The 15,630-nt window shown below is 65.7% G+C and carries 13 protein-coding genes; 4 read left to right on the forward strand and 9 right to left on the reverse strand.

The window, feature by feature from the left end; genetic code table 11:
• Nucleotides 1–44 precede the first annotated feature (44 nt).
• The gene (locus tag O6W96_RS00160; protein WP_353467706.1) at nucleotides 45–938 is read right to left on the reverse strand and encodes an IclR family transcriptional regulator; all 894 of its coding nucleotides are present in this window, start codon (nucleotides 936–938) and stop codon (nucleotides 45–47) included.
• A gap of 162 nt (nucleotides 939–1,100) precedes the next feature.
• Between O6W96_RS00160 and lldD the strand changes: the two genes are divergently transcribed.
• Nucleotides 1,101–2,234, forward strand: coding sequence for an FMN-dependent L-lactate dehydrogenase LldD (gene lldD, locus O6W96_RS00165; RefSeq protein WP_353467707.1), 1,134 nt, complete (start codon nucleotides 1,101–1,103; stop codon nucleotides 2,232–2,234).
• Between the two features lie 208 nt (nucleotides 2,235–2,442).
• Here lldD and fucP read toward each other — a convergent pair whose 3' ends face one another.
• Genes fucP through O6W96_RS00190 form a run of 5 tightly spaced genes read right to left on the reverse strand, consistent with a single transcriptional unit; the run spans nucleotide 2,443 to nucleotide 7,368 of the window.
• Nucleotides 2,443–3,720 (reverse strand): L-fucose:H+ symporter permease, encoded by a 1,278-nt coding sequence (gene fucP / locus O6W96_RS00170; protein ID WP_353467708.1) that lies wholly within the window; start codon nucleotides 3,718–3,720, stop codon nucleotides 2,443–2,445.
• A 28-nt stretch (nucleotides 3,721–3,748) separates the two neighbouring features.
• The gene (locus O6W96_RS00175; RefSeq protein WP_353467709.1) at nucleotides 3,749–4,501 is read right to left on the reverse strand and encodes an SDR family oxidoreductase; all 753 of its coding nucleotides are present in this window, start codon (nucleotides 4,499–4,501) and stop codon (nucleotides 3,749–3,751) included.
• Nucleotides 4,498–5,775: an L-fuconate dehydratase gene (locus O6W96_RS00180; RefSeq protein WP_353467710.1), complete on the reverse strand. Its 1,278-nt coding sequence runs from the start codon at nucleotides 5,773–5,775 to the stop codon at nucleotides 4,498–4,500. Before O6W96_RS00180 ends, O6W96_RS00175 begins: the two co-directional genes overlap by 4 nt.
• Nucleotides 5,772–6,617, reverse strand: coding sequence for a fumarylacetoacetate hydrolase family protein (locus O6W96_RS00185; protein WP_353467711.1), 846 nt, complete (start codon nucleotides 6,615–6,617; stop codon nucleotides 5,772–5,774). The genes O6W96_RS00180 and O6W96_RS00185 overlap by 4 nt, the downstream gene beginning before the upstream one ends.
• 10 nt (nucleotides 6,618–6,627) lie before the next feature.
• Nucleotides 6,628–7,368, reverse strand: a complete 741-nt coding sequence (locus tag O6W96_RS00190) for an SDR family oxidoreductase (RefSeq protein ID WP_353467712.1) — start codon at nucleotides 7,366–7,368, stop codon at nucleotides 6,628–6,630.
• Between the two features lie 130 nt (nucleotides 7,369–7,498).
• Here O6W96_RS00190 and O6W96_RS00195 point away from each other — a divergent pair, with 130 nt between their 5' ends.
• On the forward strand, nucleotides 7,499–7,840 hold the full coding sequence (locus O6W96_RS00195; protein WP_353467713.1) for an L-rhamnose mutarotase: 342 nt from the start codon (nucleotides 7,499–7,501) through the stop codon (nucleotides 7,838–7,840).
• Between the two features lie 63 nt (nucleotides 7,841–7,903).
• Here the strand turns inward: O6W96_RS00195 and O6W96_RS00200 are convergent, their stop codons facing one another.
• Both O6W96_RS00200 and O6W96_RS00205 read right to left on the reverse strand, forming a co-directional pair.
• A complete protein-coding gene (locus O6W96_RS00200; RefSeq protein ID WP_353467714.1) occupies nucleotides 7,904–8,926 on the reverse strand; it encodes a N(4)-(beta-N-acetylglucosaminyl)-L-asparaginase in 1,023 nt (340 codons plus the stop codon).
• A gap of 195 nt (nucleotides 8,927–9,121) precedes the next feature.
• Nucleotides 9,122–11,404 carry an ATP-dependent helicase gene (locus O6W96_RS00205; protein WP_353468490.1) on the reverse strand — a complete coding sequence of 761 codons (2,283 nt, stop codon included), beginning with the start codon at nucleotides 11,402–11,404 and terminating at the stop codon, nucleotides 9,122–9,124.
• A gap of 280 nt (nucleotides 11,405–11,684) precedes the next feature.
• Between O6W96_RS00205 and O6W96_RS00210 the strand changes: the two genes are divergently transcribed.
• Both O6W96_RS00210 and O6W96_RS00215 read left to right on the forward strand, forming a co-directional pair.
• Entirely contained in the window at nucleotides 11,685–13,322 is a 1,638-nt protein-coding gene (locus tag O6W96_RS00210) for an inorganic phosphate transporter (protein WP_353467715.1), read from the forward strand.
• A gap of 162 nt (nucleotides 13,323–13,484) precedes the next feature.
• Nucleotides 13,485–14,345 carry a hypothetical protein gene (locus tag O6W96_RS00215; protein ID WP_353467716.1) on the forward strand — a complete coding sequence of 287 codons (861 nt, stop codon included), beginning with the start codon at nucleotides 13,485–13,487 and terminating at the stop codon, nucleotides 14,343–14,345.
• Here O6W96_RS00215 and O6W96_RS00220 read toward each other — a convergent pair.
• Complete coding sequence (locus tag O6W96_RS00220; RefSeq protein WP_353467717.1) at nucleotides 14,261–15,505, reverse strand: glycosyltransferase family 4 protein; 1,245 nt, start codon at nucleotides 15,503–15,505, stop codon at nucleotides 14,261–14,263. The genes O6W96_RS00215 and O6W96_RS00220 overlap by 85 nt on opposite strands.
• Nucleotides 15,506–15,630 lie beyond the last annotated feature (125 nt).

Here is a 15,630-nt window from a genome sequence, read left to right on the forward strand (position 1 = left end):
CGTGTTGCGCCAATGTTGGTCATCTACCACGTCAAACCCCCGCGCTAGTCTTCGGTTTGCAGTGATATCGTCCGTTTGCGCCTGCCGGGAGCGGCGACCGACAGGCTGGGGGTGATCGGCGCCGTCTGCGGATCGGACCAGCCTAACGCTTGCGAGATTGCGGTGGCGGTCCGTTTCAACGCGACCAACGCTTCGTCGGCCGATATGTGCGGGGTTTCGTCGATCACTTCGAGGAACGGGATCGTCAGTGCGGCGACTACGTGCCCGTCATAGCCGAAGATCGGGCAGCTCATGTCGGAGACGCCCGCCATGCGATTGCTCGTGCTCCGTTCATGGCCACCGTCGCGGATCGCGGCGAGATGCGTGTCGAGGCTTGCACGCGTCGCTGCATCCGTCGTCTCGTCGAGGATCGCTGTGCGCACCTCTGCATCCATGAACGCGAGCAGGACGTGGCCCGAGCAGTTCGTCGCCAGCGCGATACTGGTCCCCAGTCGTACGGCGAATCCGGTCGGGCCGGGGCTCTCCTGCCGCAGCACGATCAGGCCGCTCGTGTCGTTGCGCACGACCAGGTGGCAGGATTGCATCGCGGTCGCCGCCAAAGCGTGCATTAGCGGCGCGGCGACATGCGTCAATTCCTGCGCCGGGGTCGCGCGGTGCGCGGTTTCGAGCAGCTTGTAGGTCACCCGGTAGCGGTCGCTCGCGGGATCCTTGTTCAGCCACCCGCGCCGATCCAGCACGACGATCACACGGAACAGTTCGCTGATCGACCGCGACAGGCGGTTCGCGATGTCGCTGACGGTAAGTCCGCTCGGCTCGCGTGCGAGCAGTTCGATGATGTCGATCGCCTTCTCCAGCGCGGGCGCGGAATAGACGCGGGGGACTGCGCTATCGGGGTCCGGGACGGTATCCGGCTTGGACGGCTGCGGGGCAGGGGGCATGGCGGGGCGATCGTGATTGCGGACGCGAACCTTATGTCGCAAGTGCCGCATGTCGATACAGCAATCTTTCATATCTGAAAGTTGCTCGCCATAGTGGTGGCTTGCTAGGGCTCGCCGGTACGCCGCGGTTCGGGATCGATGCGCATACATGGGAGACGCCGCATGACGATCGCCTCGACGCTCGATTTCCGCGAGGCTGCACGCAAGCGACTGCCGCGGTTCCTGTTCGAGTATGCCGATGGCGGCTCCTATGCGGAGGCGACCCTAGCGCGCAACGTGAGCGACCTCTCGGGGATCGCGCTGCGGCAGCGCGTGTTGCGCGATGTTTCGGATCTCGATCTGTCGACGACGTTGTTCGGCCAGCATCAGGCGTTGCCGGTCGGGCTCGGGCCCGTGGGGATCGCCGGTATGTACCATCGTCGCGGCGAGACGCAGGCGGCGCGCGCCGCGCATGCCGCGGGCATTCCGTTCTGCCTGTCGACGGTATCGCTCTGTTCGCTCGGCGAGGTGGTGAAGGCGGCACCGACGGGGCCGACCTGGTTCCAGCTTTACGTCATCCGCGACCGCGCGTTCATGCGCGATCTGCTCGTCACGGCGAAAGCGGAGGGTGCGAAGGCGCTGGTGTTCACGGTTGACATGCCGGTGCCGGGCGCGCGCTACCGCGATCAGCATTCGGGGATGTCGGGCCCGCGCGCACCGCTGCGCCGGATGCTGCAGGCGATGGGCCGTCCCGGCTGGGCGTGGGACGTGGGCTTGCGTGGGCGACCGCATCAGCTCGGCAATCTGGAGCCGGTGCTGGGCAAGGCGAGCGGGCTGAACGATTACATGGGCTGGCTCGGCAGCAATTTCGATCCGTCGATCGCGTGGAAGGATCTCGAATGGATCCGCGAAGGCTGGGACGGACCGCTGATCATCAAGGGCATCCTCGATCCCGACGACGCGCGCGAGGCGGCGGCGATCGGTGCGGACGGGATCGTCGTGTCGAACCATGGCGGACGGCAACTCGACGGCGTGCTGTCGAGCGCGGCGGCACTGCCGGCGATCGCGGAGGCGGTGAAGGGGCAACTGACGGTGCTAGCGGATTCGGGCGTGCGGTCGGGGCTCGACGTGGTGCGGATGCTGGCGCTTGGGGCGGACGGCGTGCTGCTCGGGCGGGCGTGGCTGTATGCGCTGGCGGCGCGGGGGGAGGCTGGCGTGACGCAATTGCTGACGCTGATCGAGCGCGAGATGCGCGTGGCGATGGCGCTGACGGGGGTGCGGTCTATCGCGGAGATCGACCGGGGTATTCTGGTCTGAGGGCGGCGCCTCTCAACGCTCGATTAATGCTCACGCACGCCAACAAGCGCTACCACCCCGGCGGAGGCCGGGGCCCAATTGGGGGACAAAGGTAACGGGGGGCCGCGCTACGTTACGACGACCTTTCCAATTGGGCCCCGGCCTTCGCCGGGGTGGTGGTTAGTGGCGAGGTCCTGCCAACTGTCTTCGCCTTGCGGTGCTCCGTTGCTCAGTGGATCGTCGGCTGAAGCGCCTCACCCGACAGCGTCCGCCCGGCCTTCACCGCGAACGTCAGCACCACCAGAAAGCACATCGCCGGCACCAGCATTGCGGTATCGATCCCGGCGAGGTCGGAGATATGCCCCATCAGCCCGGTCAGCACCGCGCCGCCGATGATCGCCATGATGATCAGCGATGCCCCCGCACGCCGCAGCGGCCCAAGCCCGTCCATGCCCAGCGCGAAGATCGTCGGGAACTGGATCGACATGAACAGGCTGGCAAGCACCAGCGCGTACAGCCCGACCTGCCCACCAACGAAGCCCGCAACCCCGGCGAGCACAGCACTTACCACCGCGAAGATCGCCAGCAGGCGAGGGGGGGCGATCCGGCCCATCAAAGCGGTACCGGCAAACCGCCCGATCCCGAACAGCACGAGGCTGGCGAACAGGTAATCCGCGGCATCGTGCTCGGCCATGCCGGGCACATTCGCCTGCGCATAGCGTATCGTGTAGCTCCACATCCCCACCTGCGCGCCGACGTAGAAGAACTGCGTGATCGTCGCGAAGATCAGCCGCGGGTGGCGGAACACGTCGACGAACCGCGACGGTGCGCCGACCGTCTCCTCGGCGCGATGCTCGGGAAAGCGGATTACCGCGGCGGCGACCGCGAACAGCAGCACGACCAGCCCGATCACCAGGTACGGCGTCTGCACCGCGACGACTTCGCTGCGATAGAAGGCCTCGCGCGCCGCCGGGCTCATCGCCGCGACCGTCGCCTCGTCGTGGACGATCGCCGACAGGATGAAATACTTGCCGATCAGCACGCCCGCGACGGTGCCGACCGGGTTCGCCGCCTGCGCCCAGTTCAACCGCTTCGCCGCGGTCGTCGGGTCGCCCAGCTCGGTCATCAGCGGGTTCGCCGACGTCTCGAGGAACGCCAGCCCGCACGCGATCACGAACAGCGCGGCGAGGAAATACAGATACTCGCCGTAATGGGCGGCGGGATAGAAGAGCAAAGCGCCCGCCGCGTACAGGACAAGGCCGGTGACGATCGCGGTCTTGTAGCCCTTCGCGCGCGTTACCAGCGCCGCCGGCACCGCGAGCAGGAAATAGCCCATGTAGAAGGCCTGCTGGACGAAACTCGTCTGGAAGTCGGTGAGCGTGAACGCCTTCTTGAACTGCGCGATCAGGATATCGTTGAGGTTGTTCGCCATCCCCCAGAGGAAGAACAGCGCGACCGTCAGCACGATCGCCGGCACATATTTCCTGTCGGCGGTCGTTCCGCTCATGATCCACTCCTGATTATGTTTATGTTTGTTAGTCTATCGCGCGGTCGAGGTGGGTGTAGCCGCCATCGACATAGAGCCATTGCCCAGTGGTGTGGCTTGCCCGGTCGGAGAGCAGGAACACCACCGTGTCTGCGATCTCGCGATCCTCGGTCATGCGGTGGCCGAGCGGTATGCGCGCGACGATGCCGTCGAGCTTCGCCTGCGGATCGTCGAAACTGTCGATCCAGCGCTGGTAGAGCGGCGTCATCACCTCGGCGGGGATCACCGCGTTAACGCGGATCCCGTCGCCGCGCAGCGCTACCGCCCATTCGCGGGTGAGCGCCAGTTGCGCGCCCTTGGCGGCGGCGTAGGCGCTGGTGTCACCTTGCCCGGTGACCGCGGTCTTCGACGAGATGTTGACGATCGCGCCGCCGGTCTTGCGCAGATGCGGCACCGCGTGATGCGCCATCGCGAAATAATGGACGAGGTTCTGGTCGAGCGAGGCGCGGAACTCCGCCGGTGTCCGGTCCAGACCGATATTGTCGTTGGCACCGGCATTGTTCACCAGCCCGTCGATCCTGCCATAGCGTGCGACCGCTGCCTCGACCGCCGCCGCGCACGCAGCTTCGTCGGACAATTCGGTCACGATGAACAGATGCTCGGCCGTGAACTCCTCCGGCGCGCTTCGCGACACGATCACCGGGATCGCGCCTTCCTCGGCCAACCCCTGCGCGATGGCGAGGCCGATACCGGCCCCGCCACCCGTGACGATCACGACCTTGCCGTCGAGCCCGAGCTTCACCCGGCGAACCGATAGTCGATCAGCGACTGCGGCTTCATCTCGATCGAATAGCCCGGCAGCGTCGGCGGCATGTAGGCTGCGTCGCGGATCACGCAGGGGTCGACGAAATGCTCGTGGAGATGGTCGACATACTCGATCACGCGCCCCTCCTTGGTCCCGGAGAAGCAGAGATAGTCGATCATCGACAGATGCTGGACATATTCGCACAGGCCGACGCCGCCGGCATGCGGACACACCGGCAGGTCGTACCGGGCCGCCAGCAACAGCACCGCCAGCACCTCGTTGACGCCGCCCAGACGGCAGCTGTCGATCTGCACGACGTCGATCGCGCCCGCCGCCATGAACTGCTTGAACATGATGCGGTTCTGGCACATCTCGCCGGTTGCGACCTTCACCTCGCCGATCGCGTTGCGGATCGCCTGGTGACCGAGGATATCGTCGGGGCTGGTCGGCTCCTCGATGAACCAGGGTTCGGCGAAGGCGAGCGCGTTGACCCACTCGATCGCCTGCGGAACGTCCCACACCTGGTTCGCGTCGATCATCAGCTTCCGATCGGGGCCGAGTACCTCGCGCGCGATCGTCAGCCGGCGGATATCGTCCTCAAGATCGCGACCCACCTTCAGCTTGATATAGTCGAAGCCGGCATCGACAGCTTCTTGCGCGAGCCGGCGCAGCTTCTCATCGGGATAGCCGAGCCACCCCGCCGACGTGGTGTAGCAAGGGAAGCCGGTCGCCTCGAGATCGGCGATCCGCGCGGCCTTGCCCTCCGCGCGGTTCGTCAGCAGCGTGAGCGCGTCTTCCGGCGTGATCGCATCGGTCAGGTACCGGAAGTCGATCGTGCGGACCAATTCCTCGGGGGTCATGTCCGCCACGAGGCGCCAGACCGGTTTGCCGACCGCCTTCGCCCACAGGTCCCAGATCGCGTTGACCACCGCGCCGGTCGCGAGATGGATCGCGCCCTTGTCGGGGCCGATCCAGCGCAACTGGCTGTCCCCGGTCAGATGGCGCCACATCCGCCCCGGATTCTCGATGATCCAGTCGAGGTCGAGCCCGATGACGAGATGCCGCATCGCCTCGATCGCGGCGACGCAGATGTCGTTGCCGCGGCCGATCGTGAAGGTGAGGCCGTGGCCTTCGAGACCGTCCGTATCCGTCTCGAGCACGACATACGCCGCCGAGTAATCCGGATCGGGGTTCATCGCGTCGGACCCGTCTAGCCCCGCGCTGGTCGGGAAACGAAGGTCGATCGTGCGCAGACCGGTGATGGTCGTCATGCGGCGGCGACCATCGTCTGCGTCTGCTCGCCGAGCCCCTCGATCCCGAGGCGGACGGTCTGGCCCGCACGCAGATACACCGGCGGCTTCTGCCCCAGGCCAACGCCCGCGGGCGTGCCGGTCGAGATGATGTCGCCCGCCTCCAGCGTGCAGAAGTCGCTGAGATACGAGACGATCGTCGCGACGTCGAAGATCATGTTGGCCGTCGTGCCGTCCTGGTAGCGATGGCCATCGACTTCGAGCCACAGGCCGAGCGTCTGCGGGTCGCCGACCTCTTCCGCAGTAACGAGCCAGGGACCGATCGGGCCGAACGTATCGCAGCCCTTGCCCTTGTCCCACGTACCGCCACGCTCGAGCTGGAAAGCACGCTCGGACACGTCGTGGACGACGCAGTATCCGGCGACATGCGACAGCGCGTCTGCCTTGGCGATATGGCGGCCAGGCGTGCCGATGACGACGCCGAGTTCAACCTCCCAGTCGGTCTTTTCCGAGCCGCGCGGGATCTCGACATCGTCGTTCGGCCCCTGAATCGCGCTGGTCCATTTGCCGAACACAACGGGTTCGGCGGGGAGGGCCATGTTACTCTCGGCGGCGTGATCCGAATAGTTCAGGCCGATGCAGATGAACTTGCCGGTGCGTGTGACGCACGGCCCGATCCGCGGCGCGCCATCGACCTTGGGCAAGGTCGTCACGTCGAGCGCTGCGATCTTAGCGAGGCCCTCGGGCGACAACAGGTCACCGGCGATATCGCCGAGATCCGCGGGCAGCGCGCGGATCGCGCCGTCCTGATCGAGGATGCCGGGCTTTTCCTGACCGCGGGGGCCGTAACGCAACAGTTTCATGTGATGATCCTTAGTTGACCCAGCCGCCGTCGATCACGTGGACCGCGCCGGTGGTGAAGCTTGATTCGTCGCTGGCGAGATACACGAACAGCGCGGCGATTTCCTCGGCACGGCCTAGGCGGCCCATCGGCTGGCGCGCGACGAACGCCGCGTCTGCCTCGCTGACTGAGATGCCTTGCGTCCCTGCCTGCGAGACGATGCGTTCGCGCAGGGAAGGGGTCTCGATCGTGCCCGGGCACACGCAGTTGCACCGGATCCCGCGACCGACGAAATCGGCGGCTATCGCCTTGGTCAGGCCGACCACAGCCGCCTTTGACGCGCCGTAGGCGTAGCGGTTGGGGATGCCCTTCACGCTCGACGCGATGCTGCTCATGTTGACGATCGCGCCCGCGCCCTTGTCGAGCATGTCGGGCAGGAACGCGCGGGTCAGGCGGTGCATCGCGTGGACGTTCAGGTTGAACGACAGATCCCAGTCGGCATCATTGCCTTGCAGGATATCGCCCGCCGCAACGAAGCCAGCGATATTGGCGAGGATATCGATCGGGCCGATCGTCGTCGGCAGCGCGGCGATCGCAGCTGGATCGAGCAGGTCGACGACGAGATGCTCGACGCCCTCGACCGCCTTCAGCGCGGCGCCGTCGCGGTCGAGCGCGAACACCCGGGCGCCCTCGTCGCGGAAACGTTCGGCGGTCGCGCGGCCGATACCTTGTGCCGCCGCGGTCACCACCGCGGTCTTGCCCGACAGTCTCATTCCATCTCCTGCGCGTCGTTGTGCGTTGAATAGGTTTTATTAGTCAAAGTAGCTTTTGTGAAGAGCCGCGATATGCTGGATCGGCGGTTGGGTCCTGTGACGTGTCCAAGCGAAGTAAGGGAAAGCAAACATGGCATACCGGATCGTAAGCGCGCTCGACCTCGTCGACGACGCGGCCCTGATCGCGGCCTATCGTGAGCGGCACGCAGCTGGCGCGGTCTGGCCCGAGATCGTTCGCGACATACGCGACCGGGGCTATCGCGACATGGAGATTTGGCAGATCGCCGATCGGCTCGTGATGATCGCGGAGGTTGAGGACGATTTTCCGCGCGCTGCCGACCCCGCCGTCCAGCCTCGGGTCGCGGAGTGGGAATCGGAAATGGATCGCTACCAGCGCCCCGTCGATCCGGCAGGACCGAAATGGGCGGTCATGGAGCGTATCTTCTCACTTCAGGATCAGCCGAGCGACTGAGCTCGACCGGTCCTGTGGGTGTGGAATTGGGAATGTCTGATCAGCGAGGTTGCTACGATCCCGTCACGCCTTGAACAAAGATGCCGCTTTCAGCACCGTCGTCCGGCCTGCCGCATCGGTCATCGCGTAGGTAAAGCCCGGCAGCAGGCAGAATGCGCCGACATTGCCCTTCGGATCGAGCGCAAGGAAGCCGACCTGGACGCCACGGATCGCATTGCCGCGCAGCTTGGCGATGTGACGGACCACCTCTTCGCACGCCTGCTGCGCCGTGGCGCCGCCGCGCATCGAGGCGACCACGCGTGCGGAGCCTGCAATCCGGGTGACCTCTTCGCCAAGTCCGGTCGAGGTTGCGCCGCCGACGCCCGCCTCGACGTATAGTCCCGAGCCGACCTGCGGTGAATCGCCGACCCGCCCGCGCATCTTGAACGCCATCCCCGACGTCGTGCAAGCGCCCGCCATCCGCCCATCCGCGGTGCATGCCAGCAACCCGATCGTGTCATGATCCAGCGCGCCGCCTGGCGTTCGGGCTGGCGTGAGACCGCGCACCTCGCTGTTGGCCTCGGGTTGGTATTTGGCGGTTTTAAGCCAGTCCCGCCATGCCTTTTCGGATTCCGGCGTCAGCAGCGATTGTTGCGGAAAGCCCTGATCGCGGGCGAACCGCGTTGCGCCTTCGCCGACCAGAAACGTATGCGGCGTCCGCTCCATGACTCGCCGCGCGACTGAGATTGCGTGCACCGTATTCTCCAGCGCCGCGACCGCCCCGACGCCACCGGCATCGTCCATGATCACCGCATCGAGCGTCACATGCCCGTCGCGATCGGGATAGCCGGAATAGCCGACGCTGTGATTGGTCGGGTCCGCTTCCGGTACCATCGCGCCGGCCTCGACTGCGTCGATCAGCGATCCCCCTGCGGCAAGTCGCGCGAACGCAGCGGCGTTGGCGGCGGCACCAAAATCCCAGGTCGACAGGACGACAATGCCCGATCGACGCTCGTTTGCCGAAGTGACGGCGCTGGCAGACGACGCAGCCAGCGAGAGAGTCCCAAGCGTTCCAAGGCTTCCGAGCAGTGAACGGCGTGTCGTCATTAATATGGGCCCCGATATCGCGTTATGTCGTAACGGTATCGCGATGCGCCTGCGTCCGCCAGAGGCGCCCTTGTTCCGGCTGGTCGATACGCGAACAATACAGGTATCTGCTCGGCGGATAATATGATCAGAGCTCAACATCCATTGCTTAGGCTGCCGCTTATTATGTGCGGTGAATACAGCGATCCGAGATGCTTACGGGTTGATCGTGACGAAGCTGTCCATCACGCGCTTGCGGCCGGACGTCTCAAAGTCGATTTCCAGCTTGTTGCCTTCGATCTCCGCGATCAGTCCATAGCCGAACTTCTGGTGGAAGACGCGCATGCCGAGCGACAGGTCGTCGCGGCCCTTGTTGCCAAGGCTGATCGCGCTGGAGCGGCTCTCGACGACGCGGGCGGGCTTGGTGGAGAAGGTGCTGCCGGTGCCAGATGCGCGCTGCCAGCCTGGGCCGCGGCCGGTGCCGCGGGCGACGTCGGCGAACGGATCGGCGCGGTCGGACCAGTTGGCCTGCCAGAGGCTGGCGCCGCCGGACATCGTGGTTTCGGTGTCGATATGTTCGGCGGGGAGTTCGGCGACGAAGCGCGAGGGGATCGACGAGTTCCATTGGCCGTAGATTCGGCGGTTGGCGGCGTGGATGATGACCGCCAGCCGCCGTGCGCGCGTGATCGCGACATAGGCGAGACGACGTTCCTCCTCGAGGCTCTTGACGCCGCCTTCGTCGAGCGAGCGCTGCGACGGAAACAGCCCTTCCTCCCAGCCGACGAGGAAGACCGTGTCGTATTCGAGACCCTTGGCGGCGTGGATGGTCATGATCGTGACCTGCGGATCCTGCGCGCCGCCCTCGTTGTCCATCACCAGCGAAACGTGTTCGAGGAACGCGCCGAGCGAGTCGTATTCCTCCATCGCGCGGACGAGTTCGCTGAGGTTCTCCAGACGGCCGGTCGCCTCGACCGATTTCTCGGCCTGGTACATCGCGGTATAGCCGCTTTCGTCGAGCAACTGACGCGCGAGTTCGGCGTGCGGCAGGCTGGTAGCCATGTCGCGCCAGCGGGCGATGTCGCCGACCAGCCGGCCGAGCGACTTCTTCGCCGCGCCGGTCAGTTCGTCGGTGTCGAGGATGCGCGCGGCGGCTGTGGTCAGTGGGGTGCCAGTGGCGCGGGCGAGCTGGTGGATGCGCGCGACCGCCTTGTCGCCGAGGCCGCGCTTGGGGACGTTGACGATGCGTTCGAAGGCGAGGTCGTCCGCCGGCTGGTTGACCACGCGGAGATACGCCAGCGCGTCGCGGATCTCGGCGCGTTCGTAGAAGCGGAAGCCGCCGACGATCTTGTACGGCATGCCGATCGCGATGAAGCGGTCCTCGAACTCGCGTGTCTGGTGCTGCGCGCGGACCAGGATCGCGACCTCGTCCAAGGACTTGCCGGAGCGGCGGACGATATCGATCTCCTCGCCGACGCGGCGCGCTTCCTCGGGGCCGTCCCAGACGCCGATGACTTTCACCTTCTCGCCGACGTCACGCTCGGTCCAGAGCTGCTTGCCGAGCCGCCCGCCATTGTTGGCGATCACGCCCGACGCAGCGCCGAGGATATGCGGCGTGCTGCGGTAATTCTGCTCTAGCCGGATGACCTTCGCGCCCGGAAAGTCGCGCTCGAACTTGAGGATGTTCTCGACCTGCGCGCCGCGCCACGAATAGATCGACTGGTCGTCGTCGCCGACGCAGGCGATGTTCTTGCGCTCCTGCGCTAGCAGCCGCAGCCAGAGATATTGCGACGAGTTGGTATCCTGATACTCGTCGACCATGATGTATTTGAAGCGCTGCTGATACTGCGCGAGCACGTCGCGGTGCGTCTTCAGGATGACCAGCATGTGGAGCAGCAGGTCGCCGAAATCGCACGCGTTGAGCGCGATCAGCCGCGCCTGGTATTGCTGGTACAACTCGCCGCCGCGGCCGTTGGCGTAACGCTCGGACTCGCCGGCATCGATATCGGCGGGGACGAGGCCCTTGTTCTTCCACTGGTCGATCAGTCCGGCGAGACTGCGCGTCGGGAAGCGCTTCTCGTCGATGTCGGCAGCGAGGATAAGCTGCTTGAGCAACCGCAACTGGTCGTCGGTATCGAGGATCGTGAAGTTCGATTGCAACCCGACGAGTTCGGCGTGACTCCGCAGCATTTTGGCGGCGATCGCGTGGAAGGTGCCGAGCCACGGCATGCCTTCGACCGCATCGCCGACCAGACGGCCAACCCGCTCGCGCATCTCGCGCGCGGCCTTGTTGGTGAAAGTGACGCTGAGGATTTCCGATGGCCACGCCTTCTTGGTGAAGATCAGGTGCGCCAGCCGGGCGGTGAGCGCGGCGGTCTTGCCAGTACCCGCGCCAGCGATGATCAGCACCGGGCCGTCGGTGGTCAGCACCGCCTCGCGCTGCGGCGGATTGAGGCCGCGGAGATAGGGAGGCTCGGCGTGCGGCGCGGACGTTTGGGCGATCTGGTTCACCGGTGAACAGGTAGGGAACGCGGCGCGATGGGGCAAGCGGGTATGGGTTGGGATGCCGGCGTTCGAGTGGTTTTCGGTGATGTAACGGAGGGCCCGTTCGCGCGGCGCGCGCGGCGGGCTGACTGACCGTAGAAGAGGTCGGAACTTACGATCCTGAGGCTGCGTTCCAAATCTAGGCGAACGGTCGCTCGATTTACATCTGTCATAAGATTGTCATCGTTAGGGCCGACTGCACAGTTCCATGGCAACCTCCCCATTTGCATCCGACGCGATGACCGCTGATTCGAGTGCTGCATCGGCGCCGCGTACCGGTCCCAAGCTCGATCATTCGCTGCACCCGGCGGGGCGGTGGATCTTCCTTGCTGTCCTGATCGGCGGGCTCGCGTATGCAGGGTTCAGCATCGCGTTCGACACCGCGCAGGTCGGCGAGACGCTGGCAGGCGGCGCGTTCGCGTTCCTTGCGCTGGCGCTGCTGATCGCGCTCGGGTTCGAGTTCGTGAACGGGTTTCACGACACCGCCAACGCGGTCGCGACGGTGATCTACACGCATTCGATGCCCGCACCGCTCGCGGTCGTCTGGTCGGGGTTCTTCAATTTCCTGGGCGTGATGCTGTCGTCGGGCGCGGTGGCGTATTCGATCGTCACGCTGCTGCCGGTCGACCTGATCCTCAACGTCGGCAGCGTCGGCGGGTTCGCGATGATCTTCGCGCTGCTGCTCGCGGCGATCCTGTGGAACCTCGCGACCTGGGCGGTCGGGCTTCCCAATTCCTCGAGCCATGCGCTGATCGGCTCGATCCTCGGCGTCGGCCTCGCCAACCAGCTCATCAACGGCGGTGGCGCGGACGGCACCTCGGGCGTCGACATGGTGCAGGTCTGGAAGGTGCTTTCCGCACTCGCGTTCAGCCCGATCGTCGGGTTCGTCGGCGCGCTGTTGCTCCTCCTCGTGATGAAGCGGTTCCTGCGCGACAAGAAGCTGTACGAGGCGCCCGAGGGCCAGACGCCGCCGCCGCGCGGCATCCGGGCGCTGCTGATCGGCACCTGCACCGCGGTCAGCTTCGCGCACGGCAGCAATGACGGGCAGAAGGGCATGGGGCTGATCATGCTCATTCTGATCGGTTGCGCGCCGACCGCCTATGCGTTGAACCGGACTATGCCCGAGAGCGCGATGCCCGCATTCGTGCAGTCTGCGCAGGCGGCATCGGCCGCCTACCGCGCGCACGCCGACGGCGCGCCGGCCGACGTGGCGACCTCGCGCGCGCAGGTCACCAAGGCACTGAAGAGCAAGCATGTCGCCGACCCGGTCATCTATGGCGCGCTGGCGACGCTGTCGGACGACGTGTCGAGCCGGATCGCAAGCTACGGGTCGCTTGGCAAGGTGCCGGCCGCGGCCACGCCGAACCTGCGCAACGACATGTACCTGGTGCTCGATACGACCAAGCTGATCGCCGAGGACAAGTCCGCGCAGAGCCGCTTCACCGCGCAGGAGATCACGACGCTCAAGAGCTACAATAGCGGGCTCGAGCAGGGCACGCGCTATATCCCGACTTGGGTGAAGGTGACCGTCGCGCTCGCGCTGGGCCTGGGAACGATGGTCGGGTGGAAGCGGATCGTCGTCACGGTGGGTGAGCGGATCGGCAAGACGCACCTGACCTACGGCATGGGCGCGTCGGCCGAACTGGTCGCGGCGGCGACGATTTTGCTCGCAGTGAGATACGGCATGCCGGTGTCGACAACGCATATCCTGTCGTCGGGCGTGGCGGGTGCGAGCGTGGCAAACGGCGCTGGATTACAGCGGCGCACCGTGATGAACATGGCGCTCGCTTGGGTGATGACGCTGCCGGTGGCAATGCTGCTGTCTGGCGGGCTGTACTGGCTGCTGCTGACGCTGGCGCATTCGCTGGGGTATTGAGCGCTCTAAAATCCTCCCCCGATGGGGGAGGGTCAAGTTTGGCGGAACCCCCAGCCCGCGCCACGGGTTGCCGCGACCATGCGATTACGATGCTCGATCTGCGGGAACTGGGACTGGCTCGTGCGCGAGGACTGGGCCGAGTGTAGCCACTGTCGGTTGTTAGTGCGCGACGTGAGCGAGGTCGGTGCGGTTGCGGAGGAAGTCGGAGCGCGCTTAGAAAGCGGTCTTGTCGATCTCGAACGCGATCCGCCGGAGCGCTGGATGCTCGACCCGGCGGGTTTGCGGAACGCGGCCTGGCGGTTCGGTTTCGAGGTTGAGCCGTTCGCTGTTGCGCAGGGCGGCGTCCGCTTTCCCCCGGATTACCGTCCAGCCCAAGCCCATTCGTCCCCTGCGACCACCGTGCCTCACGCGATAGGACTTGGCATCATGGCGCGACCCGCCGATGCGAACGACATCGTCGAGATCGCGACCGATTATCGCACCGCGTTTGCCCGGATCGTCGTCGTCCTCGACGGCACGGCAGAGGCAAGCGAAATCGCAGCTCGGGTTCCGTGGATAAAGGTCGCCCATCACTCGCTGGCAGGCGACTTCGCCGCTCAACGCAACCGCCTGCAGGACGCGATGCAAACCCGCTGGGTGCTGCAGATCGATACCGATGAGCGTCCCGACACAGCTCTGCTTGACGCACTTGGCTGGTTGGTCGCGGCGGCGGAACGTGACGGGTTGCGTTCGCTCGGTTTGCCACGTCGCAACCTCGTTGACGGGGTACAGTCCGCATCCTATCCGGACATTCAGTACCGCCTCAACCGCAGCGACATCCGCTTTACTGGTCGCGTTCACGAACGTCCCGTCGTACCGTTCGTCGAGAGTTCGCTGGCGCTGGCGGGTGCGCTCCAACACCGGCTCGATGGCGAGCGGGTGCGTGAGCGGACACGAGTCTACGAGGCGATGTCGAGCGGTGCGGGCAGGCCCGAGGACGAGATGCTGCTGCTTGCGCCCTTCGACCCTATTGCCGTGCGATAGACCGCGGTCGTCTGCGCGGACAGGGTATCGCGCGTGAACATGCCCGACGCCCTCCGGCTTGCCGCAGCGTAATGTGCGCGTAACGCCGGATCTTCGATCAGCCGCTGAACCTGCGTGGCCAGGTCGTCGCCGGTGCAGGTCCTCGCCAGCAATCCGGCACCGCTCTCGCCGATGAACAGCCGTGCGCTCGGGTCCTCGGCGCAGGCGACGACGGGTCGGCCGAACATCATCGCTTCCTGATACACGAGCCCGAAGCTCTCATAGCGTGACGGGGCGACGATGACGTGCGCCGCGCTCATCAGGTCGTGCAACGTCGGTTCGTCGACACGGTGGTGGCAGCGCAGCCGCGCCCGCGCGGTGGACGGAAGCGCCTTCAGGTCGTCTGCATGGACGCCAATGATCGTCAGGCGGAAATCGCGCATCCCCGCGTCCGCACGCCGCGCGAGGATCCTCAGCGCCATGATCAGGGCATCGAACCCCTTGCGGTGCTCGTCACGCCCGACGAACAGCAGTTCGATCGGCTGGTCCTCGGGAATATCGTCCGGATAGGTCGCAGCCGTTCCGCGTGCGACGATCTCCGGCGGCAGGCTGAGCCCGATGACCGCATGGTGCTCCTCCCGGTCGGGCGCTTCGACCGCGTACAATGCAGCGATCTTCTCGCCGTGGAGTTGCGTGTTCGAGATCAACGCCTTGCTGAACCGCGCGGACAATCGCTCCGCCAGCATCGCGGCGCGACGGTCGAAGCGATCGCGCACGCTGGTGACGGTCGCCGCTGACGTCGCAGCCGGCGTGGAATTGCGCGTCACCAGCGGGGCGGGGCCGGCGAGCGCGATAGCAAGGCCCGGCGCATACCAGTTGGTCGCCTCCACCACGTCGAACGGCACGCGGCGATGCTCGCGCAGGAGGGTGCGGCGGAAGGCAAGCGAGGCAACGACATGGCCGATCGCCGCGAGCGTGCGGAAACGGGCGGACAGCGAACCGTCACGCAGGCCGCAACCGATCACTGTCACGCGGTCATCGTGACCAGCGTCGCGCCGATCCATCGTAAATACAGTGACGTCATGCCCTGCGCCCGCGAGCGATTGTGCGATCTCGCGCGCGGCGCGGGTCAGCCCGCTCTTTTCTGGAGGATAGGCCCAGGTGAGCAGAGCGATCCTCACGACGCGTTTACCGGGACGTTTTTCGGGTCGGTAACGTTCGTACTAATCTGAGTTAACAAGGCTGTTTTAAGTATCATCCGCCCGGAACCCGGCAACCCCGCGGACGGTTCCTTCGATGAATCACA

Origin of the sequence: Sphingomonas faeni, assembly GCF_040407495.1 — a bacterium.
Taxonomy (GTDB): domain Bacteria; phylum Pseudomonadota; class Alphaproteobacteria; order Sphingomonadales; family Sphingomonadaceae; genus Sphingomonas; species Sphingomonas faeni_D.